A 26,104-nucleotide genomic window follows, 5' to 3' on the forward strand; every position below is an offset into this window, starting at 1 on the left:
GGTCGAACCTTCTGAACTTGCGCGCTGGCCGAGTGCCATAGGGAGTGGCAAGGCGCTATATAACTAAATCTGGCCAAAGGCTGGGTGTTCCCTTTTGATCCGACCAGAGAATGCGACTGATGAAGAAGTTTATTTTGGCGGCAGGTTTGTTGAGTCTGGCGGGGGCAGCCTCGGCTGACGTCAAATCCTGCGAAGAACTGAAAGCCGAGATCGCGGCAAAACTTGATGCCAAGGGCGTTTCCGGTTATTCGCTGGAAATTGTCGATAAAGGTACCGCCTCTGGCGGAAAAGTCGTCGGTACCTGTGAAAAGGGCACCAAGGAAATCGTCTACAAGCGATAAGCCAGCCTCGCCCTTGCAGGAGCGAGCTTGCTCGCGATGGATTCAAGAGCGCCGCGTTTAACCGGTAAACACGCGTAATCGTTAACGACCATCGCGAGCAAGCTCGCTCCTACAGTCAATCTACTAAATCTCAGCCCTTCATGACCTGGGCCAGCAATTCGTAAGAATGCAGACGATCGGCATGTTCGTATAGGTCGCAGGTAAAAATCAGCTCATCGGCCTGGGTCTGTTCGACCAGCACGTCCAGCTTGGCGCGGATTTTCTGCGGGCTGCCAATCATGGCCAACCCCAGGAAATCCATAACCGCCTCCCTCTCATGGGGAAGCCACAGGCCATCCATGGTTTTCACCGGTGGACGCTGCACCAGGCTCTGGCCGCGCATGAGCGCGAGTATGCGCTGGAACACCGAGGTGGCCAGATAGTCGGCTTGTTCGTCGGTGTCAGCGGCCACCAATGGCACACCGAGCATCACATAGGGCTTGTCCAGCACCGCCGAAGGCTTGAAGTGATTGCGGTAGACACGAATCGCTTCATGCATGAAGCGCGGTGCGAAATGTGAAGCGAAGGCGTAGGGCAAACCGCGCTCGCCCGCCAGTTGTGCACTGAACAGGCTAGAGCCCAGCAGCCAGATCGGCACATTCGTACCGGTACCCGGCATCGCGATGACGCGCTGTTCCGGCGTGCGCGGGCCAAGATAACGCACCAGTTCCGCTACATCTTCCGGGAAGTCATCCGCGCTGCCGGAACGCTCGCGACGCAGGGCACGGGCCGTCATTTGATCGGAACCGGGGGCACGCCCCAGACCCAGGTCGATGCGGCCCGGGTACAGACTTTCAAGGGTGCCGAACTGTTCGGCAATCACCAAAGGCGCATGGTTGGGCAGCATCACCCCACCGGACCCCACGCGAATGGTCGACGTGCCACCCGCCAGGTAGCCCAGCAGCACCGAAGTCGCGGAACTGGCAATGCCGTCCATGTTGTGGTGTTCGGCGACCCAGAACCGGTGGTAACCGAATTTCTCGACGTGTTGCGCCAGGTCCAGCGAATTGCGCAGCGACTGGGCCGCGCTGCCGTTTTCCCGCACGGGGACCAGATCGAGGGTCGAAAACTTGATATCGGACAGTCGTTTCATGAACCTGCTTCTCCAATTGAGGGCGCAGGTTTTTTCTCGCGAACGAAAACCTGCCGAATCCAAAGCGTGTTTCATGCAATGAGGGCATATACCCGAGTTTCAATAGCACCCGAGCAAATTCCTACAAATGAGACGGATTAATCCGATACGTGAACTTTGACCTGCGGACTATCCTCAGAACCTTAACGAACGTAAGCCCTTAGGTGCGGCCCTCGCACCGAATCTTGAGGAGACAGACATGGCTATCATCAAAAAAGCATCGGCCCATTGGGAAGGTGATCTGAAAACCGGCATCGGCTCCATTTCCACGGAAACCGGCGTTCTCAGGGAAGCGCCCTACGGCTTTAAGGCTCGTTTCGAAGGCGGTAAGGGCACCAACCCGGAGGAGTTGATCGGCGCGGCCCACGCCGGGTGCTTCTCCATGGCTTTCTCGATGATTCTCGGTGATGCCGGCCTCACGGCTGACAGCATCGATACCAATGCCGAAGTGACCCTGGACCAGGTGGAGGGTGGTTTTGCGATCACGGCGGTGAAACTGATTCTCAAAGCCAAAATCCCCGGCGCCAGCCAGGCGCAATTCGAGGAGCTGAGCAACAAGGCCAAAGAGGGCTGCCCGGTCTCCAAAGTGCTGAACGCGAAAATCAGCCTGGATGCGACGTTGATCAGCTAAGCGTTGAAATGAAAAGATCGCAGCCTTCGACAGCTCCTACTGGCTTTGAGTGAACCTGCAGGTGCTGTCGCAGGTTGCGATCTTTTTTGCCTTGAAACAAAACAAGGCTCATAAAACTGTGGTCGAATAAATGACAGCAGCCAAAACGCTGAATCCTGCGTGCTGCTTCAAGGGAGCTTCAACCATGAAACGTTTTGCCTTGACGGTTATCTGTTGCGCACTGGCCACTTCGGCCCTGGCGGCGCCGAAACCCTGTGAAGAACTCAAGGCCGAAATCGAAGCCAAGATCCAGGCCCGCGGAGTGACGTCCTATACCCTGGAGATCGTCACCAACGACGAAGTACACGATCAGAACATGGTCGTGGGCTCGTGCGAAAACGGCACCAAAAAAATCATCTACCAGAAGAACGACCGCTGATGAGCCTTATGGCACACAGTTGATCTGGCGTTCTTCGGCAACAATTTCGCGTTTGGCGTTATACAAGCGAGCTTCGGGGGTGAACGCCATGGAGCGGGCTTGCAGCAGATAACGCTGGCCGGCTTCGAAATGATCGTAGTTGATGATCATGTAGCACAGCCTTTCCGTGCCTCCGTCGAACAAGTCCGAACCGCCACCAGGCACTTCAAAATCGAAGCGAACGGTCAATTCGTGGCTACCGGGCGTCAGCTGAAAAAAACGCCCGTCGCGCAATCGCTGACCGTCCAGCCGCTCGGCCATCAACAATTTATCGTTGGGAAATGGCGTAGAGAAATCGACCCACGCCATTTGCGGGTTGGCCGCCGGCATCGGGGTCGAACAGCCGGCAATGGCGCTCGCAGCGAGCAATAGCATCAACCTGCGCATGATGAATGTCCTGAATACTGGATATTCAGAATAGCGCCGATCAGGTGCGTTGACAGCCTGCCGGTGTGCCTTGGCCAATCACTTTTCGCTGCTGGTTGTAAAGCTTGGCCCACGGCCGAAATCCGATATTCCCCGCTTGCAACTGATAGCGCTCCCCGGCGTTGAAACCGCTGTATTTCACATTCATCTGGCAATCGCGCCACAGCGGCTCGGCGTCGGGACCGATGTTGGTGGGCTGGACCGGAAACAGGTAGCGCACCGTCAGCTCATGACTGCCGGGCTGCACCTCGAAATAGCGTTTGTCGATGGCGGCCTTGTTATCCACTTCCAGCGCTTGCAGGGCAGTGTCCTCCTGATGCGATTCGAGCTCGATCCACGCTTGGCTCGGATCATGGCGAGGTAATCCGAATCCAGCACAACCGGCCAGCATCAGCAGGCCTCCCGTCAGCATCAATTTGCGCATAGCGGAGCTCCAGTCAAGCGGGATAGTCTTGCGAGCAGACTCTCCAGGAATTTTTTATTTTGATCAGGCCGCGTCCAAGCCTTGGGTTACTTGATCGCGTTTTACGCATTTTGTTTCCGGGTGTGTTGCTTTTGTTGCTCAACGGTTGCTCCAGCGTCAGCTACTACACCCAGCTGGCCAGTGGCCAATGGCAACTGCTGCGGGCACGGGAACCGGTTTCCAGCGTGATTGCCGATCCTCATCGAGATCAGAAACTGCGTGCTCACCTGGTTGAATCTCAAAAGGCCCGGACTTTCGCCAGCCAACAGCTGCACCTGCCTGACAACCAAAGCTACCGCTTGTACGCGGACATTGGCCGCCCCTTCGTCGTCTGGAATGTGTTTGTCACACCGGAATTCTCCCTGAAGCAGCAGAACCATTGCTTCCCTGTCGCCGGTTGCGTGGCCTATCGCGGTTACTACAGCCAGAGCGCGGCCCGTGGCGAGGCGGCGCTGCAACGAGTGCAGGGCATGGACGTGTCGATCGGTGGCGTCGAAGCCTATTCGACCCTGGGCTGGTTCAACGATCCGATCATGAGCTCGATGATGGGTTGGGGCGACGAGCGCCTGGCCACACTGATTTTTCACGAACTGGCGCATCAGCGTATTTATGTGAAGGATGACACTGAGTTCAACGAATCATTCGCCACCTTCGTAGAGCAGGAAGGTACCCGCCAATGGCGTGCCTACCGAAGCCTGCCGCCAGACACCGGGACGCAAGCACAACGACGGGATCAGTTCATTCAACTGGTGCTGAACGCCCGCACCCGGCTTGAAAATCTCTACACCCTGCCACTGCCACCCGAACAAATGCGCCAGCGCAAAGCGGCGGAATTCGAGCGTATGCGTGGCGAGTATCGACAACTACGTGACAGCCAATGGGCGGGAGATAAGCGTTACGACGCGTGGATTTATGCACCGATGAACAATGCACGGTTGCTGCCGTTCGGCCTGTACGATCAATGGGTGCCGGCGTTTGCGGCGTTGTTCAAGCAGGTGGGTGGGGATTGGGTGAAGTTTTATACGCAGGTCGAGAAGTTGGGGGCGACGCCGGTTGAACAGCGTAAAGCGACGCTGCGGAACCTGACTGACTAGTAGCTCTGTGGCGAGGGAGCTTGTCGGATCGCCGCACCGTCCCGTTGGGCTGCGAAGCAGCCCCAAATGCGACAACTGCATTTATCCAGGCAAACTGCATTCATCAGTTTTACGCCTGCTGCGCAGTCGAACGGGAGCAAGCTCCCTCGCCACAACTCGGTATCAGCGCAAAAACGCCCGGTGCATCTCATCCAGCGTTTCAAAATGATAGGCCGGGGTCTCGGCGCTCAACTCTTCGCGACTGCCAAACCCGTAACCCACTGCCACCGCGTCCAGCCCGTTGCTGCGTGCGCCGATCAGGTCGTGTTTGCGGTCGCCGATCATCAGGGTGTTGGTCGGGTCGAGGCCTTCTTCGGCCATCAAGTGGGCGATCAGCTCGACCTTGTTGGTTCGGGTACCGTCCAGTTCGCTGCCGTAGATCACTTTGAAGTGTTTGGCGAAGTCGAAATGGCGGGCGATTTCCCAGGCGAAGACCCAGGGCTTGGAGGTCGCGATATACAGCTGTCTTCCTTGTCCGCCAAGGGTTTCCAGCAGCGGCATGACGCCATCGAACACGCGGTTTTCATACAGACCGGTGACCTTGAAGCGTTCGCGGTAGAAATTCACCGCCTCCCACGCCTTGGCCTCATCGAAGTCATAAAACTGCATGAACGCCTGCAACAACGGCGGGCCGATGAAATGTTCGAGTTTGGTCAGGTCGGGCTCATCGATACCCAGTTTGCTCAAGGCGAACTGAATCGAACGGGTGATGCCTTCGCGCGGGTCGGTCAGGGTGCCATCAAGGTCGAACAAAACGGTTTGGTAATGCATGAAAATTCCTGGGCAATAGCGAGACATTTCAGATCTGGTCGTAGCCTTCGGCCAGATGCAGATCCTTGAGCTTCACGTAGTTCGCCGCACTGTAAGTGAAGAAGGCTTGTTCCTTGTCAGTCAGGGGCCGGATCTGTTTAACCGGACTGCCCACATACAGGAAACCGCTTTCCAGGCGTTTGCCCGGTGGCACCAGACTGCCGGCGCCGATGATCACATTGTCCGCGACCACCGCGCCGTCCATCACGATGCTGCCCATGCCGATCAACACCCGACTGCCGACGGTGCATCCATGCAGCATGACTTTATGAGCGATGGTCACATCATCGCCGATCAGCAACGGGAAACCGTCGGGGTTGAACGGTCCGGCGTGGGTGATGTGCAGCACGCAGCCATCCTGAACGCTGGTGCGCGCACCGATGCGGATGCGGTGCATGTCGCCGCGGATCACCGTCAATGGCCATACCGAGCTGTCTTCGCCGATCTCGACGTCGCCGATCACCACCGCCGAGCGGTCGACAAAAGCGCCTTTGGCGAGCAACGGCGTGTGGTTCTGATACTTGCGAAGGGACACGATAGGTTCTCTCTCTGTCGCTGATAGCTGCGGTGAGTGTCGATTGTAATTAAGATGGCTGCATGTTTCTTCCAGCCAAGGTGCCAACCGTGAGCGTGAACAACCCTCTTTTGCAGTCCTACGACCTGCCGCCGTTCTCCACGATCCGTGCCGAACACGTGCAACCGGCCATTGAACAGATCCTGGCTGACAACCGCGCCGCCATTATCGAGATCCTCAAGACCCAGGGCAAACAACCGACCTGGGCCGGCCTGGTATTGGCGATGGACGAACTCAACGATCGACTGGGTGCGGCCTGGAGCCCGGTCAGCCACTTGAATGCCGTGTGCAACAGTGCCGAGTTGCGCGAAGCCTATGAATCCTGCCTGCCGGCCCTGAGCGCCTACTCCACCGAACTGGGCCAGAACCGTGAACTGTTCCAGGCCTATGAAGCCCTGGCCAACAGCCCGGAATCCGCCGGTTTCGACGTGGCGCAAAAAACCATTCTGGAACACGCCCTGCGCGATTTCCGCCTGTCGGGTATCGATTTGCCTGAAGCCGAGCAAAAGCGTTACGCCGAAGTGCAGAGCAAGTTGTCCGAACTGGGCAGCCGCTTCTCCAACCAGTTGCTGGATGCGACCCAGGCCTGGACCAAGCACATCACCGATGAAGCCGCCCTCGCCGGCCTGACCGATTCGGCCAAGGCGCAAATGGCCGCCGCCGCCCAGGCCAAAGACCTTGAAGGCTGGCTGATCACCCTGGAATTCCCGAGCTACTACGCGGTGATGACCTACGCCCAGGATCGCGCGCTGCGCGAAGAAGTCTACGCGGCCTACTGCACCCGGGCGTCGGACCAGGGTCCGAATGCCGGTCAGAATGATAACGGCCCGGTCATGGAAGAAATTCTCGACCTGCGTCGGGAGTTGGCGAAACTCTTGGGCTTCGCCAGTTTCTCGGAGTTGAGCCTGGCGACCAAAATGGCCGAATCCAGCGATCAGGTATTGAGTTTCCTGCGTGACCTGGCCAAGCGCAGCAAGCCGTTCGCCGCTCAGGATCTGCAACAGCTCAAGGCTTACGCTGCCGAACAAGGTTGCCCGGACCTGCAAAGCTGGGACAGCGGTTTCTACGGTGAAAAACTTCGCGAGCAGCGTTACAGCGTTGCCCAGGAAGCCCTGCGTGCCTACTTCCCGATCGATAAAGTACTGAGCGGCCTGTTTGCCATCGTGCAACGTTTGTACGGCATCCAGATCGCCGAGCAAAAAGGTTTCGACACCTGGCACCCGGATGTCCGCCTGTTCGAGATCAAGGAAAACGGTCAGCACGTCGGCCGCTTCTTCTTCGACCTGTACGCCCGCGCCAACAAACGTGGCGGTGCCTGGATGGACGGCGCACGCGATCGTCGTCGAACCGCCGAGGGTGTGCTGCAAAGCCCGGTGGCCAACCTGGTGTGCAACTTCACCCCGGCCGACAGCGGCAAACCTGCGCTGCTGACCCACGATGAAGTGACCACCCTGTTCCACGAATTCGGTCATGGCCTGCATCACCTGCTGACCCGTGTCGAGCACGCCGGCGTCTCCGGCATCAACGGCGTGGCCTGGGATGCGGTCGAGTTGCCGAGCCAGTTCATGGAGAACTGGTGCTGGGAGCCGGAAGGCCTGGCACTGATTTCCGGCCATTACGAAACCGGCGAGCCTCTGCCTCAGGACCTGCTGCAAAAAATGCTCGCGGCGAAGAACTTCCAATCCGGCCTGATGATGGTGCGCCAACTGGAATTCTCGCTGTTCGACTTCGAACTGCACGCCACCCACGGTGACGGTCGCAGTGTGCTGCAAGTGCTCGAAGGCGTACGTGACGAGGTTTCGGTGATGCGTCCTCCGGCCTATAACCGCTTCCCGAACAGCTTCGCCCATATCTTCGCCGGCGGTTACGCAGCGGGTTACTACAGCTACAAATGGGCAGAAGTGCTGTCGGCAGATGCCTTCTCGAAGTTCGAAGAGGAAGGCGTGCTCAACGCCGAGACCGGTCGTGCATTCCGCGAAGCCATCCTTGCGCGCGGCGGCTCTCAGGAACCGATGGTGCTGTTCGTCGACTTCCGTGGCCGTGAGCCGTCGATTGACGCACTGTTGCGCCACAGCGGCCTGACCGAGGGCGCGGCAGCATGAGCGAGGGTCCCGTGATTACCAAACGACGCTTTATCGCCGGCGCGGTCTGCCCGGCCTGCAGCGAGCCGGACAAGTTGATGATGTGGAACGAAGACAGCGTGCCACATCGCGAGTGCGTGGCCTGCGGTTATTCCGACACGCTGAATGAACAAGGTCTGTCCGTGCCCAAGGAATTGGGCACGCGGGTCAATACGCCCGCGGTGAAAACACCGGATACCAAAGTGCAAGCCGTGCAGTTTTTTCCGAACCCAAAACTGAAGAAAAAGCCTGACGAGCAGCATTGAGTCGCAAAGACACCCTTCCACCGCGCAAGGCGGTGGAAGGTGTTCCTACTGCAGATGGGCTGACTGGAACCAGTTCTTCATCGAACACGCCGCGAACGGGCTCGTGCTGCAATCGCCATTGGCCAACGCCGTGCGAAGCTTCTCGACATCAGCTCGCATCATGTAACGAACGCCATCCTTGAAGTGGGTACTGTCACCAAAGCCGCCTTCAGTCATTTCACTCAACGCATCCTCCTTGCTCCAACCCTGCACCACCACGCGGTACATGGCCGCCATCAGGCCGGTCCGGTCAGAACCATGCTTGCAGTGCATCAGCACCGGGCCATTGGCTTCGGCGGCTTGGATGGCACGCAGCACTTTGAGTACCTCGGCGTCATCGACATGATTGGTGCGATAGGGCAGTTGCACTTGGGTAATAGCAGGTGTGATCAACCAGCGTGAATCCGGCTCGGGCAGAAAATTGATCACCGTCGCAACCTTGAGTGTTTCCAGCAACGGCACCGTCCCACTGTCGGGCAGCGCGCTGCGGTAAAGCGTCGGCGACATCTGAAACAGGTTGTACTGCGCCTCGACCGGTTGCGCCCATTCCGAGGGGCGAGACACCGCGGAGTCGTCGGCATGGACGAAAGTGAACAATGCGGACAGTGATAACAGTATCGTCGCAATTGAAAGACGCGCGAAGGACATACCTGGACGACCATGGGAAAAGTGTGAATGCGCTCAGTGTCGCTACTTGCTGGTTAAAGGCCTGTGAGGTGCCTGTCAAAGAATTGTGAATTGGAAGCTCTATTTTGTTTTTGCCTTGAAATATACAGTTCAAAAAAATAAAAAAACGGCACAAAACCAAAGTGCCGTTTTATATCGCTGGCTATACAGCGTTACTTACTTGGAGAACCAGATACATCTGCGGGTCAGGGGTTGATAATCTTCGAATAAGCTTTTGCCAGTCCCACCAATACCACCTTGTCCTGCGCGTCGATGTCGCCATCACCGTCAACGTCAGTGGGGCTTTTCATCGTAAAGGTGGCACCGCCGTCATTCGATACGGCCTCGCGAATGGTCGAGTCGAGCAAGGAACAGGTGACATCACCGATGACCGGGTCGTAGCCTTCTTCCTTGAGCGCAAACTGCATGGAAACCCGCATTTCCTTTGGGTTCACGATAGAAGGCCGTAATAACTGCAGAAATACACCACGTTGATTGTAATACGACATGAATAAATCCTTTTATTAATGAATACACGATCGTTTCGTGTGAAGTAGAGGGTACTGATGAAATAGCAGAACACTACCGGCGATATGTTTCCCGTCATGAACATCGGCGAACTGGAAACGCTCAAAAAACCTTTGAACGCCGAACGGCACTGGTCTGCCAGTCGAACCTCGGATACTGTATGCATATACAGCTAAAGGATCGCACTGATGGCTACCCCCCTGCCTCGACGCGGACGCGGCACCGCGACCAACCCGCACAACCGCTTCGCCCCCAACCGTTCGATGGCCGAGGACGATGGCTGGTATCAGGAAGTGCCGATGACCCAAGGTACCGAGGTGCGCATCGAGACGGCAAAAACCATCATCACCCGCAATAACTCGCCGGATCTGCCCTTCGATCGCTCGATCAACCCCTACCGTGGCTGCGAACACGGCTGCATCTATTGTTATGCGCGCCCCAGCCACGCCTACTGGGACCTGTCGCCGGGGCTGGATTTCGAAACCAAACTGATCGCCAAGACCAACGCCGTGGACGTGTTGGAGGAACAATTGTCCAAACGCGGTTATCAATGCGCGCCGATCAACCTCGGCTCCAATACCGATCCCTATCAACCGATCGAGCGCGAATACCAGCTCACCCGACAAACCCTCGAAGTGCTGCTGCGTTACCGCCATCCGGTAACCATCGTCACCAAGGGCTCGCTGATTCTTCGTGATCTGGACCTGCTGACCGAACTGGCCCGGCAAAGGCTGGTAGCGGTGATGATCAGCCTGACCAGCCTGGACGACGAACTCAAGCGCATCCTCGAACCCCGCGCTGCGGCGCCTAAAGCCCGGTTAAGAGCGATCAGGGTCATGCGTGACGCGGGAATACCGGTGGGGGTGCTGTGTTCACCGATGATTCCGATGATCAACGACAGCGAGCTCGAAAACCTGCTCGCCGAGGCCCATGCAGCCGGGGCACAAAGTGCTGCCTACATGATGTTACGTCTGCCGTTGGAAGTGGCCCCGCTGTTCGAAGAGTGGCTGGCCGCCCACTACCCGCAACGGGCTGCACATGTGCTGAGCCTGATTCGCCAGAGCCGTGGCGGTGAGTTGTACGACAGTCGCTTCGGGGCACGGATGCGTGGCGAAGGCCCCTTTGCTGACTTGCTGGCGCAGCGCTTTGCCAAAACCATCAAGCGCCTGGGGCTCAATAATCGGAGTGGCTTCAATCTGGATTGCACAGCCTTTTGTCCGCCGGGTCGCCAAATGTCACTGATTTGAGGACAATTGGCCTATGGTTGAGTACTGGGAAACCCGTGCAATCTTTAGGCTGGTCACGTTTTGCGTGACCTGGAACAGGCGTGCTAGAGCGTTTTATTCAGTTTCAATTAAGATTCGGCAGCTACCTTGTTCATCGAGTGACTGACGGGTCGGGCTTTTTGACCTGGATGTTTTTAACCAGCCACTGGCTTCACACCGGACAACACGGAATGACTTCCTGAGTCCGCCAAAGAGGATGAATCATGAGTGACAAGGATAAACAGCCGTTGGCTGCGTCGGTTTCTGCCCAACCCGCGGTGGAAAGCGCCGATGCAGCGTTGAAGCACATCGTTGACGGCTTTTTGCATTTTCATCATGAGGTCTTTCCGCAGCAGGAAGAACTCTTCAAAAAACTCGCCACGGCCCAGCAGCCACGGGCGATGTTCATTACCTGCGCCGACTCGCGCATCGTGCCCGAGCTCATCACCCACAGCTCGCCTGGCGATCTTTTCGTTACCCGCAACGTCGGCAACGTCGTACCGCCTTACGGCCAGATGAACGGTGGTGTTTCCACGGCCATCGAGTACGCGGTGCTGGCGCTGGGCGTACAACACATCATCATCTGCGGCCACTCCGATTGTGGCGCGATGCGTGCGGTACTCAATCCCGACAGCCTGGAAAAAATGCCCACGGTCAAAGCCTGGCTGCGGCATGCGGAAGTCGCGAAAACCATGGTGCACGACAACTGCAACTGCGCCGACGAAAACGAGCGCATGCATGTCCTTACCGATGAAAATGTCATCGCCCAATTGCAGCACTTGCGGACCCATCCCTCGGTAGCCTCGCGCATGGCGAACGGTCAACTGTTCATCCATGGCTGGGTCTACGACATCGAAACCAGCGAAATCAAAGCTTACGACGCGGATCAGGGTTGTTTCCTGCCGCTCGACGGCAGCCATCCGATTCCGGTGGCGACGCCCAAAGCGCGCTTCTAAATCCTCCTAACCATCTGTGTGGTTTGACGCCGGCCGCTGTTTCAGCGGCCCGGCCTTGCCATGCCTGAAGAAATCTTCGGGAGAATCACCATGCGTGCTGCTCAACTCAAAGCTGTTCTGCCACGGGAGCTGCTGGCTTCGGTGGTTGTTTTTCTTGTCGCCCTGCCCTTGTGCATGGGCATTGCCATCGCTTCGGGACTGCCTCCGGCCAAAGGCCTGATCACCGGGATTGTCGGCGGTCTGGTCGTGGGCTGGCTGGCGGGTTCTCCGCTGCAAGTCAGCGGTCCCGCGGCAGGTCTGGCTGTGCTGGTGTTCGAACTGGTGCGCCAGCACGGTGTGGCCATGCTCGGACCGATCCTGCTATTGGCGGGGTTTCTGCAACTTGTGGCCGGGCGCTTGAAGCTGGGTTGCTGGTTTCGGGTCACCGCGCCTGCGGTGGTGTACGGCATGCTCGCCGGGATTGGCGTGCTGATCGTGCTTTCGCAGGTGCATGTGATGCTCGACGCCGCACCGAAACCCTCCGGCCTGGATAACCTCACGGCATTCCCCGGTGCGGTGGCCCAGGCACTGCCGTCGTTCGGCTGGCAGGCCGGTCTGCTCGGACTTTCGACCATCGCCGTGATGTGGCTGTGGGAAAAACTGCGCCCGCACTCACTGCGCTTCATTCCCGGGGCGTTGCTCGGGGTCGGTCTGGCAACGATCGCCAGCCTGATGCTGGCATTGCCCGTCAAACGGGTCGAAGTACCCGCCAACCTGGCCGAAGCCATCGACTGGCTCAAACCTGCGGACCTGCTCAATCTGGCTGATCCCACATTATTGATCGCCGCGTTCGCCGTGGCCTTCATCGCCAGTGCCGAAACCCTGCTGTCCGCCGCCGCCGTGGATCGCATGCACAGTGGCCAGCGTTCGGACTTCGACCGTGAACTGTCGGCTCAAGGTGTGGGCAACATGCTTTGTGGATTGCTCGGTGCGCTGCCGATGACCGGGGTGATCGTGCGCAGCTCGGCCAACGTCCAGGCCGGTGCCACTACCCGCTACTCGACGATTTTCCACGGGCTGTGGTTGCTGGCGTTCGTGTTGCTGCTGTCGAGCGTGCTGCAAAGCATTCCGGTGGCGAGCCTGGCCGGTGTGTTGGTCTATACCGGCTTCAAACTGGTGGACCTCAAGGTTTTCCGCGGCTTGGGTCGTTATGGCCGAATGCCCATGTTCACCTACGCCGCGACGGCATTGGCGATCATCTTCACCGACTTGCTGACCGGCGTACTGATCGGTTTCGGCCTTACCCTGGTGAAACTGGCGCTGAAGGCTTCACGGCTGAAAATCAGCCTGATCGACCTGCCTCGGGACGGCGAAATGGAGCTGCGCCTGGTGGGCGCGGCGACCTTTCTCAAAGTGCCGGCGCTGACTCGAGTGCTGGGCAGCATTCCACCCGGCGCAACGGTGCATGTGCCGCTCAACAACCTGAGCTACATCGATCATTCGTGTCTGGAATTGCTGGAGGAGTGGGGTCGGGCGAATGCGGCCAAGGGCTCGAAGTTGTTGATCGAATCCCGAGGGTTGAAGCGCAGGCTTGAAGGACGGGTGCGGACCAATACCGGTATCGGCGCGGCTGGCTAAAAAACCCATCTGTAGGAGCGAGCTTGCTCGCGATGGACGAAAGAACACCGCGGGGTGTCAGGATACCCGCGTAATCGTTGTCGACCATCGCGAGCAAGCTCGCTCCTACAGTGAAGACCGGGGTGGATCACGCCACGGTTTGATCCAGCTCCAGACCCACACCCAGGCGGCGGGACATGCACGGCCAGCGTTTCCACGCGGCGCCAGTGTCCGGGCTGCTGAGCTTCTCGCGGTAGGTTTCCACCGACTCCAGCGCAAAGCTTTCGTCGTCGAGCATCTCGTCCACCGTGTGATGCACGGCCTCGTCCAGTTGGTTGGCAAATTCCTCACCGATCAGCTGGTGAGCAATCAGATTGGCGACCGTCATGTCCAAGGGGATCAGTGGCTGGCCGAAATGCTTGATGTACAGGTCGTTGACCTCTTCGACAAACCGATGCGCCAGGTAAGCTTCGTCCAACAGGCTGTCGAGCCCGACGTGCCCGGCCATGATCGCCGGCGGCTGGAGGAAGTACTGTTCGGCGATTTTCAGCACCGGTTTGATCTGTGACTCGATGCCCGCTTCCCTGGCGACTTCATTGGCTGCGTCCAGCAGATCAGGAACTTCGTCGATATAGGCGGCGACAAAACGCGTCAGCACGCCGTTAGCGTCCGCTTCCGGCAATTGGATCGCCGGGTGTAGATGAGGCAGCTTGCTTTCCAGCTGACGGGTCAGCAGGCCGGTTTCGGCTTCGTGTTGTTGGGCTTTTTGGATCTGCTCGCGCAATGCGGCGGTGTTCATGAAAACTCCAGGAAACAAAGGCAATGAAATAGGGAAGACATAACTTAGCCGGCTTACGAAAAATGCTAAGACGCATTTGTCATAATTGTTTCATCCTTGAGACGCCTCCGTTATATCGGTTTGCCACCACTCGTCTGCATCCTTCTCCATTCGTGACCTGCAAAGCAAGTTAATGCTGTTTCAGATGATTTACGCCTTCACATTGCCAGCTGAGAGTCGCTGTCTATACTCGCTCATGAATGGAGTTAGCTGATGACGCCCGACTGCACTGCAGCAAGGCCCGGCGATTCAAGTTCGTAGTCTGATGCAGCCGCTCCCTTGCCGCAGGTGAAAGCCGGCGGGATAACAAGAACGATAAGGGGAACCCGCAATGATGCGACATCCACATGTCTGGATGGGCCTCCTGTTGTGGTCGATTTTCAGTCAGGCACAAGCGGCCTGGACTGTGAATATGGCGCCTGGAGCGACTGAAATCAGTCACGCTGTATTTGACCTGCACATGACCATTTTCTGGATCTGTGTAGTGATCGGCATCATCGTCTTTGGCGCCATGTTCTGGTCGATGATTCTGCATCGCCGCTCGACCGGGCAGGTCGCCGCAAAATTTCATGAAAGCACCACCGTCGAAATCCTCTGGACCATCGTGCCCTTCATCATTCTGGTGGCCATGGCGGTTCCGGCGACCGCGACCCTGATCAAGATGTACGACGCCAGTGAGCCGGATATCGATATCCAGGTCACCGGCTATCAGTGGAAGTGGCACTACAAATACCTGGGCCAGGACGTCGAGTTCTTCAGCAACCTGGCCACACCCGCCGACCAGATCAACAACAAGGAAACCAAGGGCGAGCACTACTTGCTCGAGGTCGACAAGCCTCTGGTGCTGCCGATCGGCGCCAAGGTGCGTTTCCTCGTGACCTCCGCCGACGTGATCCACTCCTGGTGGGTGCCGGCCTTCGCGGTCAAGCGCGATGCGATCCCGGGGTTCGTCAACGAAGCCTGGACCCGCGTTGAAAAACCCGGCCTCTACCGTGGTCAATGCGCCGAGCTGTGCGGCAAGGACCACGGATTCATGCCGATCGTGGTCGAAGTCAAGGAAAAGGCCGATTACGAGAAATGGCTGGGCGAGCGCAAGGCTGAAGCCGCGCAACTCAAGGAGCTGACCAGCAAGGAATGGACCCTCGACGAACTCAAGGAGCGCGGCGACAAGGTCTATCACACCACTTGCGTAGCCTGTCACCAGGCCGAAGGCCAGGGCTTGCCGCCGATGTTCCCGGCGCTCAAGGGCTCGAAAATCGCCACCGGACCGAAAGACGCTCACCTGGGCATTGTCTTCCATGGCAAGCCAGGCACTTCGATGGCGGCGTTCGGCAAGCAACTCTCGGAAGTCGATATCGCAGCGGTCGTGACCTACGAACGTAACGCCTGGGGCAACAACAAGGGCGACATGGTCACGCCTAAAGAAGTGCTGGAGCTGAAACAGGCGGAAAGCAAATGACCCGGTCTATTGCGTACATCAGGAACCGGTCGGGGCAACGCGCCCCGGCCCGCCCAGCCCATCTGTTTGCAGGAGACAGGACATGACTGCTGTAATTGATGACCCTGTTCATACCCACACTGACCACGCCCACGGCCCTGCCAAAGGCCTGATGCGCTGGGTGCTGACTACCAACCACAAGGATATCGGCACGCTGTACCTGTGGTTTGCCTTCGCCATGTTCCTCTTGGGCGGCACCTTCGCGATGGTGATTCGCGCCGAACTGTTCCAGCCAGGGTTGCAGATCGTCCAGCCGGAATTCTTCAACCAGATGACCACCATGCACGGTCTGGTGATGGTGTTCGGTGCGGTGATGCCGGCCTTCGTCGGTCTCGCCAACTGGATGGTCCCGCTGATGATCGGCGCGCCGGACATGGCCCTGCCGCGAATGAACAACTTCAGCTTCTGGCTGCTGCCGGCGGCGTTCATTTTGCTGGTCTCGACCCTGTTCACCCCCGGTGGCGGGCCGAATTTCGGCTGGACGTTCTACGCGCCGCTATCAACGACCTATGCGCCGGAAAGCGTGACCTTCTTCATCTTCGCCATCCACTTGATGGGGATCAGTTCGATCATGGGCGCGATCAACGTGATCGCCACCATCCTCAACCTGCGCGCCCCCGGCATGACGTTGATGAAAATGCCGTTGTTCGTCTGGACCTGGCTGATCACCGCGTTCCTGCTGATTGCGGTAATGCCGGTGCTGGCCGGATGCGTGACGATGATGCTCATGGACATCCACTTCGGCACCAGCTTCTTCAGTGCCGCCGGTGGCGGTGACCCGGTGCTGTTCCAGCATGTGTTCTGGTTCTTCGGCCACCCCGAGGTGTACATCATGATCCTGCCGGCCTTCGGTGCCGTCAGCTCGATCATTCCGGCGTTCTCGCGCAAGCCGCTGTTCGGCTACACCTCGATGGTCTACGCCACGGCGAGTATCGCGTTCCTGTCGTTCATTGTCTGGGCGCACCACATGTTCGTGGTGGGCATTCCGCTGGTGGGCGAGCTGTTCTTCATGTACGCCACGCTGCTGATCGCGGTGCCGACCGGGGTCAAGGTGTTCAACTGGGCCAGTACCATGTGGCAGGGCTCATTGACCTTCGAGACGCCTATGCTGTTCGCGGTGGCATTCGTGATCCTGTTCTCCATCGGCGGTTTCTCCGGGTTGATGCTGGCCATTGCCCCGGCGGACTTCCAGTATCAGGACACCTACTTCGTGGTCGCGCACTTCCACTACGTACTGGTGCCGGGGGCGATTTTCGGGATCTTCGCTTCGGCCTACTACTGGTTGCCGAAATGGACCGGCCACATGTACGACGAAACCCTGGGCAAGCTGCACTTCTGGCTGTCGTTCATCGGCATGAACATGGCCTTCTTCCCGATGCACTTCGTGGGGCTGGCGGGCATGCCGCGGCGGATTCCGGACTACAACCTGCAATTCGCCGACTTCAACATGGTGTCGTCGATCGGTGCGTTCATGTTCGGCGCAACGCAGATCTTCTTCCTGTTCATTGTGATCAAGACCATTCGCGGCGGCCCGCCTGCACCGGCCAAACCATGGGATGGGGCTGAAGGCCTGGAGTGGAGCATTCCGTCACCGGCGCCGTATCACACGTTCACCACGCCGCCGGAAGTGAAATGAACACTGTTTCCTTTGTGGGAGCGAGCCCGCTCGCGAAGAACGATGATGCGGTATGCCTGCCAAACCGTGGCGTCTGCTTCGCGAGCAGGCTCGCTCCCACAGGGGTTTGGGTAGGAGTTCAAAGTCATGGCTGACTCGATTTCAATGAAGAAACTGGTCACCCGTCTATTGCTGGTGGTGGTAGCAATGTTTGTCTTCGGGTTTGCCCTGGTGCCGATCTACGACGTGATGTGCAAAGTCTTCGGCATCAACGGCAAGACTGCCGGGCAATACGAGGGCGAGCAGACGGTCGATACGTCGCGGCAGGTTCGCGTGCAGTTTCTGTCGACCAATTCCGCCGACATGTCCTGGGATTTCTATCCCAAGAGCGATGAATTGACGGCCAACCCCGGGGCGGTGAACGAGATGATCTTCATTGCGCACAACCCCACCGACCGCCCGATGAGTGCCCAGGCCGTGCCAAGCATCGCGCCGAGCGCCGCGGCGGCGTATTTCCACAAGACCGAATGTTTTTGCTTTACCCAGCAAGTGCTGCAGCCCGGTCAACGGATCGAGATGCCGGTACGTTTCATCGTTGACCGAGACATGCCCAAGGATGTGAAGCACCTGACGCTGTCCTACACGCTGTTCGATATCACCGCCCGACATCCACCGGTAGCTGTAAACACTGGCGGTTGAGCGTGCCCGATAAGGAGAACAATAAATGGCAACTCATGAACATTATTACGTCCCGGCCCAGAGCAAATGGCCGATCATCGCCACGGTCGGGATGTTCGTCACAGTGTTTGGCCTGGGCACCTGGTTCAATGATCTGAAAGCCGCGCGGCCGGAATCCCACGGCCCGCTGATCTTCTTCGTTGGCAGCCTGCTGCTGGCCTACATGCTGTTCGGCTGGTTCGGTACGGTGATCAAGGAAAGTCGCGGCGGCTTGTACAGCGCACAAATGGATCGCTCGTTCCGCTGGGGCATGAGCTGGTTCATTTTCTCAGAGGTGATGTTCTTCATCGCCTTCTTTGGTGCACTGTTTTACGTGCGCCACGTTTCCGGTCCGGCGCTCGGCGGTGAAGGCACAAAAGGCCTCGCGCATATGCTATGGCCTGGCTTCGAGTGGACCTGGCCGCTGCTGAACAACCCGGATTCCAAGCTCTTCGTGCCCCCGAAGGACGTCATCAGCCCCTGGGGCCTGCCGTTGCTCAATACCGTGTTGCTGGTGAGTTCCAGCGTCACGATAACCATCGCCCACCATGCCTTGAAAAAGGGCCATCGCGGCGCGTTGAAACTCTGGCTGGCGATCACCGTATTGCTGGGCTGCGCGTTCCTCGGGTTCCAGGCCGAAGAATACATTCATGCCTATAAGGAGCTGGGCCTCACCCTGGGTTCGGGCATCTACGGCGCCACCTTCTTCATGCTCACCGGTTTCCACGGCGCGCACGTGACCATCGGCACCATCATTCTGTTCGTGATGCTGATGCGCATCCTGCGCGGGCACTTCGACAACGAGCATCAGTTCGGCTTCGAGGCGGCGAGCTGGTATTGGCACTTCGTGGACGTGGTGTGGATCGGGCTGTTCATTTTCGTCTACGTGCTGTAGGAGCGAGCTTGCTCGCGATGGGCGTTAACGATAACGCGGGCTATCTGAATCAACGCGTTGTCATGAAGTTTTTCGCGAGCTCGCTCCTACAGTTACCAGGGCGCTTGAGACACAAGCTGGCCGCTGAAAAAACCCCAGGCAATCAAGCCGACGGTCAGGGCGGCCAGCGTCACACGAACACTCAAGGCAATGACGAGGCGGTTCGAGCTGCTGTCGTCCTTGACCAGAAAAAACAGGCCGCTGAACAGGCTGACAACCGTGGCAATCAGCATCAGGACGATAGCTGCTTTGAGCATGGTGGAACTCCGGGGGGACAAGCGATGCATATGAGTATAGCTATCGCGTTGACCGACTGGCTGGTGACGCCATGAAGCGTTTCCGGCCGGGCGTTGTGCCGACGCTGGTGGTCGCAGCCCTGCTGCCGCTGCTGGTGTCCCTGGGGTTCTGGCAATTGAGCCGGGGCGCGGAGAAAAGCGCGCTGCTGCAAACCTACAGCGAGCGCCGGGCCGCCGAACCGATGGCCAGCTCCGAGCTGCGACACACCGCCGACCCAGCCTTCCGCCGGGTGCGCCTGCACGGCCAGTTCGACGCCGCCCATAGCCTGCTGCTGGATAACCGTCAGCGAGGCGGCAAGGTCGGGATCGAGCTGTTGCAACCGTTTCAGGACCAGGCGACCGGGCTGTGGCTGCTGGTCAATCGCGGCTGGCTGCCATGGCCGGATCGCCGTACACCGCCGCAATTCACCACCCCCGACGCCCCTCTGAGTCTTGACGCCTGGGTCTACGTTTCCCCCGGCGCGGTCTTCCAGCTTCACGCCGACCCAAGCACCAGCACCTGGCCAAAACTGCTGACGGCTATTGACCCGAACGCGCTCTGGACAGCCCTGGACCGCGAAGGCTTTGCCTACGAATTACGCGCAGAAACCGGACCCGCGACTTACCAGGCCGATTGGTCGGTGATTGCCACAGGTCCGGAAAAACACATCGCTTATGCCGTGCAGTGGTTCGCCATGTCGATCGCCCTGCTCGGCCTCTATCTCTACCTCGGTTGGCACAACGCAAAGGAGAAACACCATGGGAGCGGCCATGAATCCACCCAGCATGTCTGAGGCAAAAACGCCGGTGAACCGGCGCAAGGGACGCTTGCAGTTGCTGCTGATTGTGCTCGGGGTGGTCGGTCCGATGATCCTCGCCACCGGCATGTACAAATGGCAGTTCTGGGTGCCGGAAGGTCGCAGTTATCACGGCGAACTGATCGGCAACGGCCAGACCCGCGCCGACCTGGGCGTGCAGGCGCAAGAAGATCGCTGGCAGTTGCTGGTCACGGCACCGAAGGCGTGTTCGGTGGACTGTCAGCAACTGGTTTACCTGGCGCGACAAATCCAGATCGGCCTCGGTCGTGATGCCGGTCGCGCCAGTCACGCACTGGCGGTGACCCAACCGCTGAGCAGTGATTACGAGGCTAAACTTCAACGCGAGTATCCGCAGTTGCAACGCTATCCCCTGGACTCGCAGATCTACACCAAAGGTGCTCAGAGCAATGAAGCTGCACACCTGTGGATCATCGACCCCCACGGCAATCTGGTGCTGCGCTACGACCCGTCGGTCAAAGGCAAGGACCTGCTCAACGACCTGCGACACCTGCTGAAACTGTCGAACATCGGATAAGGGCATCGTCATGGCCAAACCTGGATTTCGCCTCGCGCTGTTTGCCACCTTCCTGGCACTGATTGTGGTGTTGCTCGGCGCCTACACACGCCTGACTCACGCCGGCCTCGGCTGCCCGGACTGGCCCGGCTGCTATGGCTTTATCAGCGTGCCGAAAAGCGAAGCCCAACTGGCCCATGCCGAATTGCATTTCCCGGACGCCCCGGTGGAGGCCCACAAGGGCTGGAACGAGATGGTCCATCGCTACTTCGCCGGCACCCTCGGCTTGCTGATTTCGGTGTTGGCCGGTCGGGCCTGGGTTCATCGTCGGGACCCGGGGCAACCGGTGAAGCTGCCGTTGTTCCTGCTGGCGGTGGTGTTCGCCCAGGCCGCCTTCGGCATGTGGACGGTCACGCTCAAGCTCTGGCCGCAAGTGGTGACCGGGCATTTGCTTGGCGGATTCGCCACCTTGAGCCTGCTGTTTCTACTGACCTTGCGTCTGTCCGGCGTACTGCCGGCGCTGACGGTGCCACGTCGTTTGCAGCACTGGGCGACCGCCGCGCTGCTGCTGGTGATCGGGCAGATCGCCCTCGGCGGCTGGGTCAGCTCCAACTATGCCGCCGTGGCGTGCATCGATTTCCCGACCTGCCACGGCCAATGGCTACCCCCTGCCGACTTCGCCAACGGCTTCCACCTGACCCAGCACATAGGCCCGAACTACCTCGGCGGGCAACTGGACAGCGATGCCCGCACCGCGATTCACCTGACGCATCGCATCGGCGCGCTCCTGGTGACCCTGGTGTTGCTCGGCCTGGCCTGGCAACTGAAAGTCGTCGGCATGACACGGCTGGCCGGGTTGGTGTTAATCGCCCTCGCCGCGCAAATCACCCTGGGCATCAGCAACGTGCTGTTTCATCTGCCGCTGCCGGTGGCCGTGGCGCACAACGCCGGGGGCGCGGCGCTGCTGCTGACGATGGTACTGGTCAACTATCACGCGCGAACCCGTCTGGTTCGGATCAAGCAGCCGAATCGCTGGCGCTTCAGCCCGCGTAAACATTCAGCCGGGCCCATAACAATAAAAGGAGAAATGCCATGGCGATTCTGATCGGCGAGCGTCACAGCCAGGCAATCTGGCGTGACTATTTGGAGCTAACCAAACCCAAGGTGGTGGTGCTGATGCTCATCACCTCGCTGGTCGGGATGTTCCTGGCCACTCGCGCCGGGGTGCCATGGACCGTGCTGGTGTTCGGCAATCTGGGCATCGCCTTGTGTGCCGGCGGGGCAGCGGCGGTGAACCATGTGGTGGACCGGCGGATCGATGCGGTGATGGCGCGCACCCACAAACGCCCCTTGGCCGAAGGGCGCGTCTCGCCTGCCGCCGCGCTGACCTTCGCCCTGGTGCTGGCATTGCTCGGCCAGGCGTTGTTGCTGGCCTTCACCAATCCGCTGACCGCGTGGCTGACCCTCGCCTCTCTGCTCGGCTATGCGGTGGTCTACACCGGCTTCCTCAAACGTGCGACACCACAGAACATCGTCATTGGCGGGCTGGCCGGTGCCGCTCCGCCCTTGCTCGGCTGGACGGCCGCCACCGGTCACATCAGCGCCGAACCGCTGTTGCTGGTGCTGATCATCTTCGCCTGGACCCCGCCGCATTTCTGGGCGCTGGCCATCCACCGCAAAGAGGAATACGCCAAGGCCGATATCCCGATGCTGCCGGTGACCCACGGCGAGCACTACACCAAAATCCACATCCTGCTTTACACCTGTGCCCTGCTGGCCGTCAGCCTGATGCCCTACGTGATCCACATGAGCGGCCTGCTCTACCTGATTTGCGCCATCGGCCTGGGCGCGAGGTTTCTGCAATGGGCCGTGGTGCTGTACCGTGGCACTCGGCCGCACGCGGCGATCAACACCTTCAAGTACTCTATCTACTACTTGTTCCTGCTGTTCATCGCGCTGCTCGTAGACCACTACCTATTGTTGAACCTATGACCCGAACCCAGAAAACCGTCTTCATCCTTGTCGCCCTGATCGCGCTGGTCCTGGGCCTGACCATCAACAAAGTGCTCACCGGCAAAGGCCAGGGCGATCCGACGGCCCTGATCGATGCCGGCATCATCCTGCTGCCGCAAAGCCGCAACCTGCCGGATGTGAAGATGACCGACCAGGACGGTAAACCGGTGGCGGTCAACGAGCTCAAAGGCAAGTGGAGCCTGCTGTTCTTCGGCTACACCTTCTGCCCGGACATCTGCCCGACCACCCTCGCCCAACTGCGCCAGATCAAGAGCGAATTGCCGCCTGAAGCGGTGGACAAGTTGCAGATCGTGCTGGTCAGCGTCGACCCGAACCGCGATACACCCAAGCAGCTCAAACAGTATCTGGGTTACTTCGATCCGCAGTTCATCGGCCTGACGCCGACCTCGATCGAGGAGCTGCAGAAAGTCGCCAACGCCGTGAGCATCCCGTTCATTCCGGCGGACACCAGCAAGCCGAACTACACGGTGGATCACAGCGGTAACCTCGCGGTGATCGGGCCGGACGGCACGCAGCGCGGATTTATTCGGGCGCCGTTGAACAACGTGAAGCTGGTGGCGCAGTTGCCGGTGATGCTTAACCGTCAATAAAAACACCGCCGAACCTGTGGGAGCGGGCTTGCCCGCGATGAGGCCCGCACATCCGGCATATTTGTTGTCTGGCACACCGCGATCGCGGGCAAGCCCGCTCCCACAGGGTCCGTATTTCAAGCATAAAAAAAGGGCGCATTCTATGCGCCCCTTTTTTCATTACATCCGCAGATCAGAACGCCGGCACGACCGCGCCTTTGTACTTCTCGATAATGAACGCTTTCACTTCCGGGCTGTGCAAGGCCGCCACCAGCTTCTTCATCGCTTCGCTGTCCTTGTCGTCCGGACGGGTAACGAGGATGTTCACGTATGGCGAGTCGCTGCCTTCGATGACCAGTGCGTCCTTGGCCGGATCGAGCTTGGCTTCCAGCGCGTAGTTGGTGTTGATCAGCGCCAGGTCGACCTGGGTCAGCACGCGCGGGATGGTCGCAGCTTCCAGTTCACGGAATTTCAGGTCTTTGCTGTTCTCGGTGATGTCTTTGACGGTCGACAGGATGTTGTTCGAATCCTTCAACTTGATCAGACCGGCCTTGGCCAGCAGCAACAGCGCGCGACCGCCGTTGGTGGCGTCGTTCGGGATCACTACGTTGGCACCGCCCGGCAGTTCGGTCAGCGCTTTGTACTTGCTGGAGTAAGCGCCCAGAGGTTCCAGGTGCACACCGGCCACCGACACCAGGTCGGTGCCCTTGGCCTTGTTGAATTCATCGAGGTACGGCTGGTGCTGGAAGAAGTTGGCGTCCAGACGTTTTTCCGCCACCTGCACGTTCGGCTGGATGTAGTCGGTGAAGACCTTGACCTTCAGGTCCACGCCTTCTTTTGCCAGCGCCGGTTTAACGAACTCGAGGATTTCCGCGTGCGGCACTGGCGTGGCGGCGACCGTCAGGGTGTCGGCGGCATGGGCGGAAAAGGCTGCAACGGCAGCGAACGCGACGAGTAGTTTTTTCATTCTGCGAACTCCTTGTGAGGCGCCTGGATTCGGCGCCTGCCAGCGAATGGCCGGCTCATGTCTTACTTACGGGAAAAATGGACGACCAATTTGTCGCCGACGGTTTGCAGGACCTGTACCAGCACCAGCAGCAACACCACCGTGACCACCATCACATCGGTCTGGAAACGCTGGTAACCGAAGCGGATCGCCAGGTCGCCCAATCCACCGGCACCCACCACACCGGCCATCGCCGTGTAGGAAACCAGCGTAATGGCCGTCACCGTAATCGCCGCAAAGATGCCCGGACGGGCTTCTGGCAACAGCGCATTGGTGATGATCTGCCGCGTGGTCGCGCCCATGGACTGGGTCGCTTCGATGATGCCGCGGTCGACTTCACGCAGCGCGGTTTCCACCAGTCGCGCGAAGAACGGCGTGGCGCCCACCACCAGCGGCGGGATCGCGCCGGCGACACCCAGCGAAGTGCCGGTGATCAAGACAGTGAACGGAATCATCACGATCAGCAGAATAATGAACGGCAGCGAACGCAGAATGTTCACCACCAACGACAACATCGCATAGACGCCTTTGGCTTCCAGCAACTGACGCGGGCTGCAGAGGAACAGCAACACGCCCAGCGGCAGGCCCAGCAACACGGTGAACAGCAGCGAACCGCCGAGCATCAGCAGGGTGTCGCCGGTGGCCAGCCAGATTTCGAACCAGTCGATATTGGCGAAGAAACTTGTCAGGGCTTCCATTAGCGCAGCACCTCCATGTGGACGTCTGCTGCGGTGAAGCGGGCGAAAGCCGCTTCCATGTCACCGCCGGTCACGGCCAGGGTCAGTTGCCCGTAAGGGACGTCTTTGATGCGGTCGATACGACCGGCGAGGATGCTGTAGTCCACACCCGTTTCCCGGGCGACGGTCCCCAGCAGCGGCGCGTAGGTCGCTTCGCCCTGGAAGGTCAGGCGCACGATGCGGCCCGGCACGTGAGCGAAGTCGTCACGCTGTTCGCTTTCGTCGATGTGCTCGTCTTCTTGCACGAAGCGCCTGGTGGTCGGGTGTTTCGGATGCAGGAAAACCTCGGCCACCGAGCCTTGCTCGACGATCACGCCAGCGTCCATCACCCCGACCTGGTCGCAGACCCGGCGGATCACATCCATTTCATGGGTGATCAACACGATTGTCAGCTTCAACTCGCGATTGATCTCGGCCAGCAATTGCAGGACCGACGCGGTGGTCTGCGGGTCCAGCGCACTGGTGGCTTCGTCGCACAGCAGGATTTTTGGCTTGGTGGCCAGGGCGCGGGCAATGCCGACACGCTGCTTCTGACCGCCAGACAGTTGCGCCGGATACTTGTTGGCGTGATCGGACAAACCGACCCGGGCCAGCAACTCGGCAACACGCTGATCGATATCGCTGCGGGACAGTTCACCGGCCAGCGTCAGCGGCAGCGCGACGTTGTCGGCCACGGTTTTGGACGCCAGCAGGTTGAAGTGCTGGAAAATCATCCCGACCTGCTGACGGAATCGGCGCAGGCCGTTGGCATCGAGCGCGGTGACTTCTTCGCCATCAACGATGATCTTGCCGCCAGTGGAGTTTTCCAGGCGATTGATCAGGCGCAGCAGGGTACTTTTCCCCGCACCGGAATGACCGATCAGGCCGAAGACCTGACCGTTCTCAATCGTGAGATTGGTCGGGTGCAGGGCGGGGATATCCCTACCGGCGACGCGGTAGGTTTTATGGACGTTTTGAAACTCGATCACGTAGCGAACCTTGTGGGGCGCGTTGGAAAAGGATCAGCGGTTAGCCGGGCGCGCATTTTAGCCTGTCCGTATAGAGGTTCTTAGCATTTATTTCGTATTCAACCAGCCATTTGGCAATAACGCGATCAAAGGTCAGATA

General features: G+C 59.1%; 30 protein-coding genes. 18 read left to right on the forward strand and 12 right to left on the reverse strand.

All coding sequences use genetic code 11. The annotated features are described in order from the left end of the window. The first annotated feature begins 119 nt into the window (after window positions 1-119). Complete coding sequence (locus tag CKW21_RS13395) at window positions 120-341, forward strand: DUF1161 domain-containing protein (RefSeq protein ID WP_095194442.1); 222 nt, start codon at window positions 120-122, stop codon at window positions 339-341. 130 nt (window positions 342-471) lie between these two features. Here CKW21_RS13395 and CKW21_RS13405 read toward each other — a convergent pair whose 3' ends face one another. Then, complete coding sequence (locus CKW21_RS13405; protein ID WP_095194443.1) at window positions 472-1,473, reverse strand: LLM class flavin-dependent oxidoreductase; 1,002 nt, start codon at window positions 1,471-1,473, stop codon at window positions 472-474. A gap of 238 nt (window positions 1,474-1,711) precedes the next feature. Between CKW21_RS13405 and CKW21_RS13410 the strand changes: the two genes are divergently transcribed. Then, window positions 1,712-2,143, forward strand: coding sequence for an OsmC family protein (locus tag CKW21_RS13410; RefSeq protein WP_095194444.1), 432 nt, complete (start codon window positions 1,712-1,714; stop codon window positions 2,141-2,143). Window positions 2,144-2,327: 184 nt separating this feature from the next. Then, window positions 2,328-2,561: a DUF1161 domain-containing protein gene (locus CKW21_RS13415; RefSeq protein WP_095194445.1), complete on the forward strand. Its 234-nt coding sequence runs from the start codon at window positions 2,328-2,330 to the stop codon at window positions 2,559-2,561. Window positions 2,562-2,567: 6 nt separating this feature from the next. On the opposite strand, the gene CKW21_RS13420 is transcribed toward CKW21_RS13415, so the two are convergent. Together CKW21_RS13420 and CKW21_RS13425 are read right to left on the reverse strand one after the other, a co-directional pair. Next, complete coding sequence (locus CKW21_RS13420; protein ID WP_095194446.1) at window positions 2,568-2,987, reverse strand: hypothetical protein; 420 nt, start codon at window positions 2,985-2,987, stop codon at window positions 2,568-2,570. A gap of 40 nt (window positions 2,988-3,027) precedes the next feature. Further along, window positions 3,028-3,450, reverse strand: a complete 423-nt coding sequence (locus CKW21_RS13425) for a hypothetical protein (protein ID WP_095194447.1) — start codon at window positions 3,448-3,450, stop codon at window positions 3,028-3,030. A gap of 59 nt (window positions 3,451-3,509) precedes the next feature. On the opposite strand from CKW21_RS13425, the gene CKW21_RS13430 reads away from it, so the two are divergent. Then, window positions 3,510-4,583: an aminopeptidase gene (locus CKW21_RS13430; RefSeq protein WP_095194448.1), complete on the forward strand. Its 1,074-nt coding sequence runs from the start codon at window positions 3,510-3,512 to the stop codon at window positions 4,581-4,583. Window positions 4,584-4,745: 162 nt separating this feature from the next. On the opposite strand, the gene CKW21_RS13435 is transcribed toward CKW21_RS13430, so the two are convergent. Together CKW21_RS13435 and CKW21_RS13440 are read right to left on the reverse strand one after the other, a co-directional pair. After that, window positions 4,746-5,393, reverse strand: a complete 648-nt coding sequence (locus CKW21_RS13435; protein WP_095194449.1) for an HAD family hydrolase — start codon at window positions 5,391-5,393, stop codon at window positions 4,746-4,748. A gap of 28 nt (window positions 5,394-5,421) precedes the next feature. Beyond that, the gene (locus CKW21_RS13440; protein ID WP_095194450.1) at window positions 5,422-5,967 is read right to left on the reverse strand and encodes a gamma carbonic anhydrase family protein; all 546 of its coding nucleotides are present in this window, start codon (window positions 5,965-5,967) and stop codon (window positions 5,422-5,424) included. Window positions 5,968-6,029: 62 nt separating this feature from the next. Here CKW21_RS13440 and prlC point away from each other — a divergent pair, with 62 nt between their 5' ends. Continuing rightward, window positions 6,030-8,108 carry an oligopeptidase A gene (gene prlC, locus CKW21_RS13445; RefSeq protein ID WP_170948667.1) on the forward strand — a complete coding sequence of 693 codons (2,079 nt, stop codon included), beginning with the start codon at window positions 6,030-6,032 and terminating at the stop codon, window positions 8,106-8,108. Next, window positions 8,105-8,392 carry a YheV family putative zinc ribbon protein gene (locus tag CKW21_RS13450; protein ID WP_095194451.1) on the forward strand — a complete coding sequence of 96 codons (288 nt, stop codon included), beginning with the start codon at window positions 8,105-8,107 and terminating at the stop codon, window positions 8,390-8,392. The genes prlC and CKW21_RS13450 overlap by 4 nt, the downstream gene beginning before the upstream one ends. A 45-nt stretch (window positions 8,393-8,437) precedes the next feature. On the opposite strand, the gene CKW21_RS13455 is transcribed toward CKW21_RS13450, so the two are convergent. After that, window positions 8,438-9,079, reverse strand: coding sequence for a tyrosine-protein phosphatase (locus tag CKW21_RS13455; RefSeq protein ID WP_095194452.1), 642 nt, complete (start codon window positions 9,077-9,079; stop codon window positions 8,438-8,440). A gap of 224 nt (window positions 9,080-9,303) precedes the next feature. Beyond that, on the reverse strand, window positions 9,304-9,606 hold the full coding sequence (locus CKW21_RS13460; protein WP_095194453.1) for a hypothetical protein: 303 nt from the start codon (window positions 9,604-9,606) through the stop codon (window positions 9,304-9,306). A 207-nt stretch (window positions 9,607-9,813) separates the two neighbouring features. Between CKW21_RS13460 and CKW21_RS13465 the strand changes: the two genes are divergently transcribed. From CKW21_RS13465 to CKW21_RS13475, 3 genes are all read left to right on the forward strand, one after another. After that, on the forward strand, window positions 9,814-10,872 hold the full coding sequence (locus CKW21_RS13465) for a PA0069 family radical SAM protein (RefSeq protein ID WP_095194454.1): 1,059 nt from the start codon (window positions 9,814-9,816) through the stop codon (window positions 10,870-10,872). Between the two features lie 242 nt (window positions 10,873-11,114). Further along, window positions 11,115-11,846: a carbonic anhydrase gene (locus CKW21_RS13470; protein ID WP_095194455.1), complete on the forward strand. Its 732-nt coding sequence runs from the start codon at window positions 11,115-11,117 to the stop codon at window positions 11,844-11,846. 90 nt (window positions 11,847-11,936) lie between these two features. Then, window positions 11,937-13,463: a SulP family inorganic anion transporter gene (locus CKW21_RS13475; RefSeq protein ID WP_095194456.1), complete on the forward strand. Its 1,527-nt coding sequence runs from the start codon at window positions 11,937-11,939 to the stop codon at window positions 13,461-13,463. Window positions 13,464-13,590: 127 nt separating this feature from the next. Here CKW21_RS13475 and CKW21_RS13480 read toward each other — a convergent pair whose 3' ends face one another. Next, the gene (locus CKW21_RS13480) at window positions 13,591-14,241 is read right to left on the reverse strand and encodes a hypothetical protein (protein WP_095194457.1); all 651 of its coding nucleotides are present in this window, start codon (window positions 14,239-14,241) and stop codon (window positions 13,591-13,593) included. A gap of 370 nt (window positions 14,242-14,611) precedes the next feature. On the opposite strand from CKW21_RS13480, the gene coxB reads away from it, so the two are divergent. The 4 genes from coxB to CKW21_RS13500 all read left to right on the forward strand — a co-directional run bounded on the left by coxB (window position 14,612) and on the right by CKW21_RS13500 (window position 19,005). Further along, window positions 14,612-15,739 carry a cytochrome c oxidase subunit II gene (coxB, locus tag CKW21_RS13485; protein WP_095194458.1) on the forward strand — a complete coding sequence of 376 codons (1,128 nt, stop codon included), beginning with the start codon at window positions 14,612-14,614 and terminating at the stop codon, window positions 15,737-15,739. Between the two features lie 82 nt (window positions 15,740-15,821). Then, entirely contained in the window at window positions 15,822-17,414 is a 1,593-nt protein-coding gene (gene ctaD, locus CKW21_RS13490; protein ID WP_095194459.1) for a cytochrome c oxidase subunit I, read from the forward strand. 126 nt (window positions 17,415-17,540) lie between these two features. After that, the gene (locus CKW21_RS13495) at window positions 17,541-18,092 is read left to right on the forward strand and encodes a cytochrome c oxidase assembly protein (RefSeq protein ID WP_095194460.1); all 552 of its coding nucleotides are present in this window, start codon (window positions 17,541-17,543) and stop codon (window positions 18,090-18,092) included. A gap of 25 nt (window positions 18,093-18,117) precedes the next feature. After that, window positions 18,118-19,005, forward strand: a complete 888-nt coding sequence (locus CKW21_RS13500) for a cytochrome c oxidase subunit 3 (protein WP_095194461.1) — start codon at window positions 18,118-18,120, stop codon at window positions 19,003-19,005. Between the two features lie 92 nt (window positions 19,006-19,097). On the opposite strand, the gene CKW21_RS13505 is transcribed toward CKW21_RS13500, so the two are convergent. Further along, window positions 19,098-19,301, reverse strand: coding sequence for a twin transmembrane helix small protein (locus tag CKW21_RS13505; RefSeq protein WP_095194462.1), 204 nt, complete (start codon window positions 19,299-19,301; stop codon window positions 19,098-19,100). 71 nt (window positions 19,302-19,372) lie between these two features. On the opposite strand from CKW21_RS13505, the gene CKW21_RS13510 reads away from it, so the two are divergent. From CKW21_RS13510 to CKW21_RS13530, 5 genes are read left to right on the forward strand one after another with little or no spacing between them, the layout of a single operon-like run. Continuing rightward, a complete protein-coding gene (locus CKW21_RS13510) occupies window positions 19,373-20,113 on the forward strand; it encodes an SURF1 family protein (RefSeq protein WP_095194463.1) in 741 nt (246 codons plus the stop codon). Beyond that, window positions 20,079-20,672, forward strand: a complete 594-nt coding sequence (locus CKW21_RS13515) for a hypothetical protein (RefSeq protein ID WP_095194650.1) — start codon at window positions 20,079-20,081, stop codon at window positions 20,670-20,672. Before CKW21_RS13510 ends, CKW21_RS13515 begins: the two co-directional genes overlap by 35 nt. 10 nt (window positions 20,673-20,682) lie before the next feature. Further along, complete coding sequence (locus tag CKW21_RS13520) at window positions 20,683-21,756, forward strand: heme A synthase (protein WP_095194464.1); 1,074 nt, start codon at window positions 20,683-20,685, stop codon at window positions 21,754-21,756. Further along, the gene (gene cyoE, locus CKW21_RS13525; protein ID WP_095194465.1) at window positions 21,744-22,643 is read left to right on the forward strand and encodes a heme o synthase; all 900 of its coding nucleotides are present in this window, start codon (window positions 21,744-21,746) and stop codon (window positions 22,641-22,643) included. The genes CKW21_RS13520 and cyoE overlap by 13 nt, the downstream gene beginning before the upstream one ends. Further along, window positions 22,640-23,275, forward strand: a complete 636-nt coding sequence (locus CKW21_RS13530) for an SCO family protein (RefSeq protein ID WP_095194466.1) — start codon at window positions 22,640-22,642, stop codon at window positions 23,273-23,275. The genes cyoE and CKW21_RS13530 overlap by 4 nt, the downstream gene beginning before the upstream one ends. Window positions 23,276-23,447: 172 nt before the next feature. Here the strand turns inward: CKW21_RS13530 and CKW21_RS13535 are convergent, their stop codons facing one another. The 3 genes from CKW21_RS13535 to CKW21_RS13545 all read right to left on the reverse strand — a co-directional run bounded on the left by CKW21_RS13535 (window position 23,448) and on the right by CKW21_RS13545 (window position 25,965). Continuing rightward, complete coding sequence (locus tag CKW21_RS13535; protein WP_095194467.1) at window positions 23,448-24,221, reverse strand: MetQ/NlpA family ABC transporter substrate-binding protein; 774 nt, start codon at window positions 24,219-24,221, stop codon at window positions 23,448-23,450. Window positions 24,222-24,283: 62 nt separating this feature from the next. After that, window positions 24,284-24,958, reverse strand: a complete 675-nt coding sequence (locus CKW21_RS13540; protein ID WP_095194468.1) for a methionine ABC transporter permease — start codon at window positions 24,956-24,958, stop codon at window positions 24,284-24,286. Further along, entirely contained in the window at window positions 24,958-25,965 is a 1,008-nt protein-coding gene (locus CKW21_RS13545) for a methionine ABC transporter ATP-binding protein (protein ID WP_095194469.1), read from the reverse strand. Before CKW21_RS13545 ends, CKW21_RS13540 begins: the two co-directional genes overlap by 1 nt. Window positions 25,966-26,104: the final 139 nt, after the last annotated feature.

Origin of the sequence: Pseudomonas sp. Irchel 3A7 (genome assembly GCF_900187565.1) — a bacterium.
Classification (GTDB): domain Bacteria; phylum Pseudomonadota; class Gammaproteobacteria; order Pseudomonadales; family Pseudomonadaceae; genus Aquipseudomonas.

What these genes read in the sequence shown, in the direction of transcription:
- CKW21_RS13455 (WP_095194452.1), bottom strand. Translation starts at nt 9,079, where the DNA reads ATGTCCTTCGCGCGTCTTTCAATTGCGACGATACTGTTATCACTGTCC.
- CKW21_RS13500 (WP_095194461.1), top strand. Translation starts at nt 18,118, where the DNA reads ATGGCAACTCATGAACATTATTACGTCCCGGCCCAGAGCAAATGGCCG.
- ctaD (WP_095194459.1), top strand. Translation starts at nt 15,822, where the DNA reads ATGACTGCTGTAATTGATGACCCTGTTCATACCCACACTGACCACGCC.
- prlC (WP_170948667.1), top strand. Translation starts at nt 6,030, where the DNA reads ATGTTTCTTCCAGCCAAGGTGCCAACCGTGAGCGTGAACAACCCTCTT.
- CKW21_RS13460 (WP_095194453.1), bottom strand. Translation starts at nt 9,606, where the DNA reads ATGTCGTATTACAATCAACGTGGTGTATTTCTGCAGTTATTACGGCCT.
- CKW21_RS13395 (WP_095194442.1), top strand. Translation starts at nt 120, where the DNA reads ATGAAGAAGTTTATTTTGGCGGCAGGTTTGTTGAGTCTGGCGGGGGCA.
- CKW21_RS13435 (WP_095194449.1), bottom strand. Translation starts at nt 5,393, where the DNA reads ATGCATTACCAAACCGTTTTGTTCGACCTTGATGGCACCCTGACCGAC.
- CKW21_RS13405 (WP_095194443.1), bottom strand. Translation starts at nt 1,473, where the DNA reads ATGAAACGACTGTCCGATATCAAGTTTTCGACCCTCGATCTGGTCCCC.
- CKW21_RS13535 (WP_095194467.1), bottom strand. Translation starts at nt 24,221, where the DNA reads ATGAAAAAACTACTCGTCGCGTTCGCTGCCGTTGCAGCCTTTTCCGCC.
- CKW21_RS13495 (WP_095194460.1), top strand. Translation starts at nt 17,541, where the DNA reads ATGGCTGACTCGATTTCAATGAAGAAACTGGTCACCCGTCTATTGCTG.
- CKW21_RS13410 (WP_095194444.1), top strand. Translation starts at nt 1,712, where the DNA reads ATGGCTATCATCAAAAAAGCATCGGCCCATTGGGAAGGTGATCTGAAA.
- CKW21_RS13450 (WP_095194451.1), top strand. Translation starts at nt 8,105, where the DNA reads ATGAGCGAGGGTCCCGTGATTACCAAACGACGCTTTATCGCCGGCGCG.
- cyoE (WP_095194465.1), top strand. Translation starts at nt 21,744, where the DNA reads ATGGCGATTCTGATCGGCGAGCGTCACAGCCAGGCAATCTGGCGTGAC.
- CKW21_RS13480 (WP_095194457.1), bottom strand. Translation starts at nt 14,241, where the DNA reads ATGAACACCGCCGCATTGCGCGAGCAGATCCAAAAAGCCCAACAACAC.
- CKW21_RS13420 (WP_095194446.1), bottom strand. Translation starts at nt 2,987, where the DNA reads ATGCGCAGGTTGATGCTATTGCTCGCTGCGAGCGCCATTGCCGGCTGT.
- coxB (WP_095194458.1), top strand. Translation starts at nt 14,612, where the DNA reads ATGATGCGACATCCACATGTCTGGATGGGCCTCCTGTTGTGGTCGATT.
- CKW21_RS13425 (WP_095194447.1), bottom strand. Translation starts at nt 3,450, where the DNA reads ATGCGCAAATTGATGCTGACGGGAGGCCTGCTGATGCTGGCCGGTTGT.
- CKW21_RS13510 (WP_095194463.1), top strand. Translation starts at nt 19,373, where the DNA reads ATGAAGCGTTTCCGGCCGGGCGTTGTGCCGACGCTGGTGGTCGCAGCC.
- CKW21_RS13470 (WP_095194455.1), top strand. Translation starts at nt 11,115, where the DNA reads ATGAGTGACAAGGATAAACAGCCGTTGGCTGCGTCGGTTTCTGCCCAA.
- CKW21_RS13515 (WP_095194650.1), top strand. Translation starts at nt 20,079, where the DNA reads ATGGGAGCGGCCATGAATCCACCCAGCATGTCTGAGGCAAAAACGCCG.
- CKW21_RS13540 (WP_095194468.1), bottom strand. Translation starts at nt 24,958, where the DNA reads ATGGAAGCCCTGACAAGTTTCTTCGCCAATATCGACTGGTTCGAAATC.
- CKW21_RS13465 (WP_095194454.1), top strand. Translation starts at nt 9,814, where the DNA reads ATGGCTACCCCCCTGCCTCGACGCGGACGCGGCACCGCGACCAACCCG.
- CKW21_RS13530 (WP_095194466.1), top strand. Translation starts at nt 22,640, where the DNA reads ATGACCCGAACCCAGAAAACCGTCTTCATCCTTGTCGCCCTGATCGCG.
- CKW21_RS13475 (WP_095194456.1), top strand. Translation starts at nt 11,937, where the DNA reads ATGCGTGCTGCTCAACTCAAAGCTGTTCTGCCACGGGAGCTGCTGGCT.
- CKW21_RS13505 (WP_095194462.1), bottom strand. Translation starts at nt 19,301, where the DNA reads ATGCTCAAAGCAGCTATCGTCCTGATGCTGATTGCCACGGTTGTCAGC.
- CKW21_RS13415 (WP_095194445.1), top strand. Translation starts at nt 2,328, where the DNA reads ATGAAACGTTTTGCCTTGACGGTTATCTGTTGCGCACTGGCCACTTCG.
- CKW21_RS13520 (WP_095194464.1), top strand. Translation starts at nt 20,683, where the DNA reads ATGGCCAAACCTGGATTTCGCCTCGCGCTGTTTGCCACCTTCCTGGCA.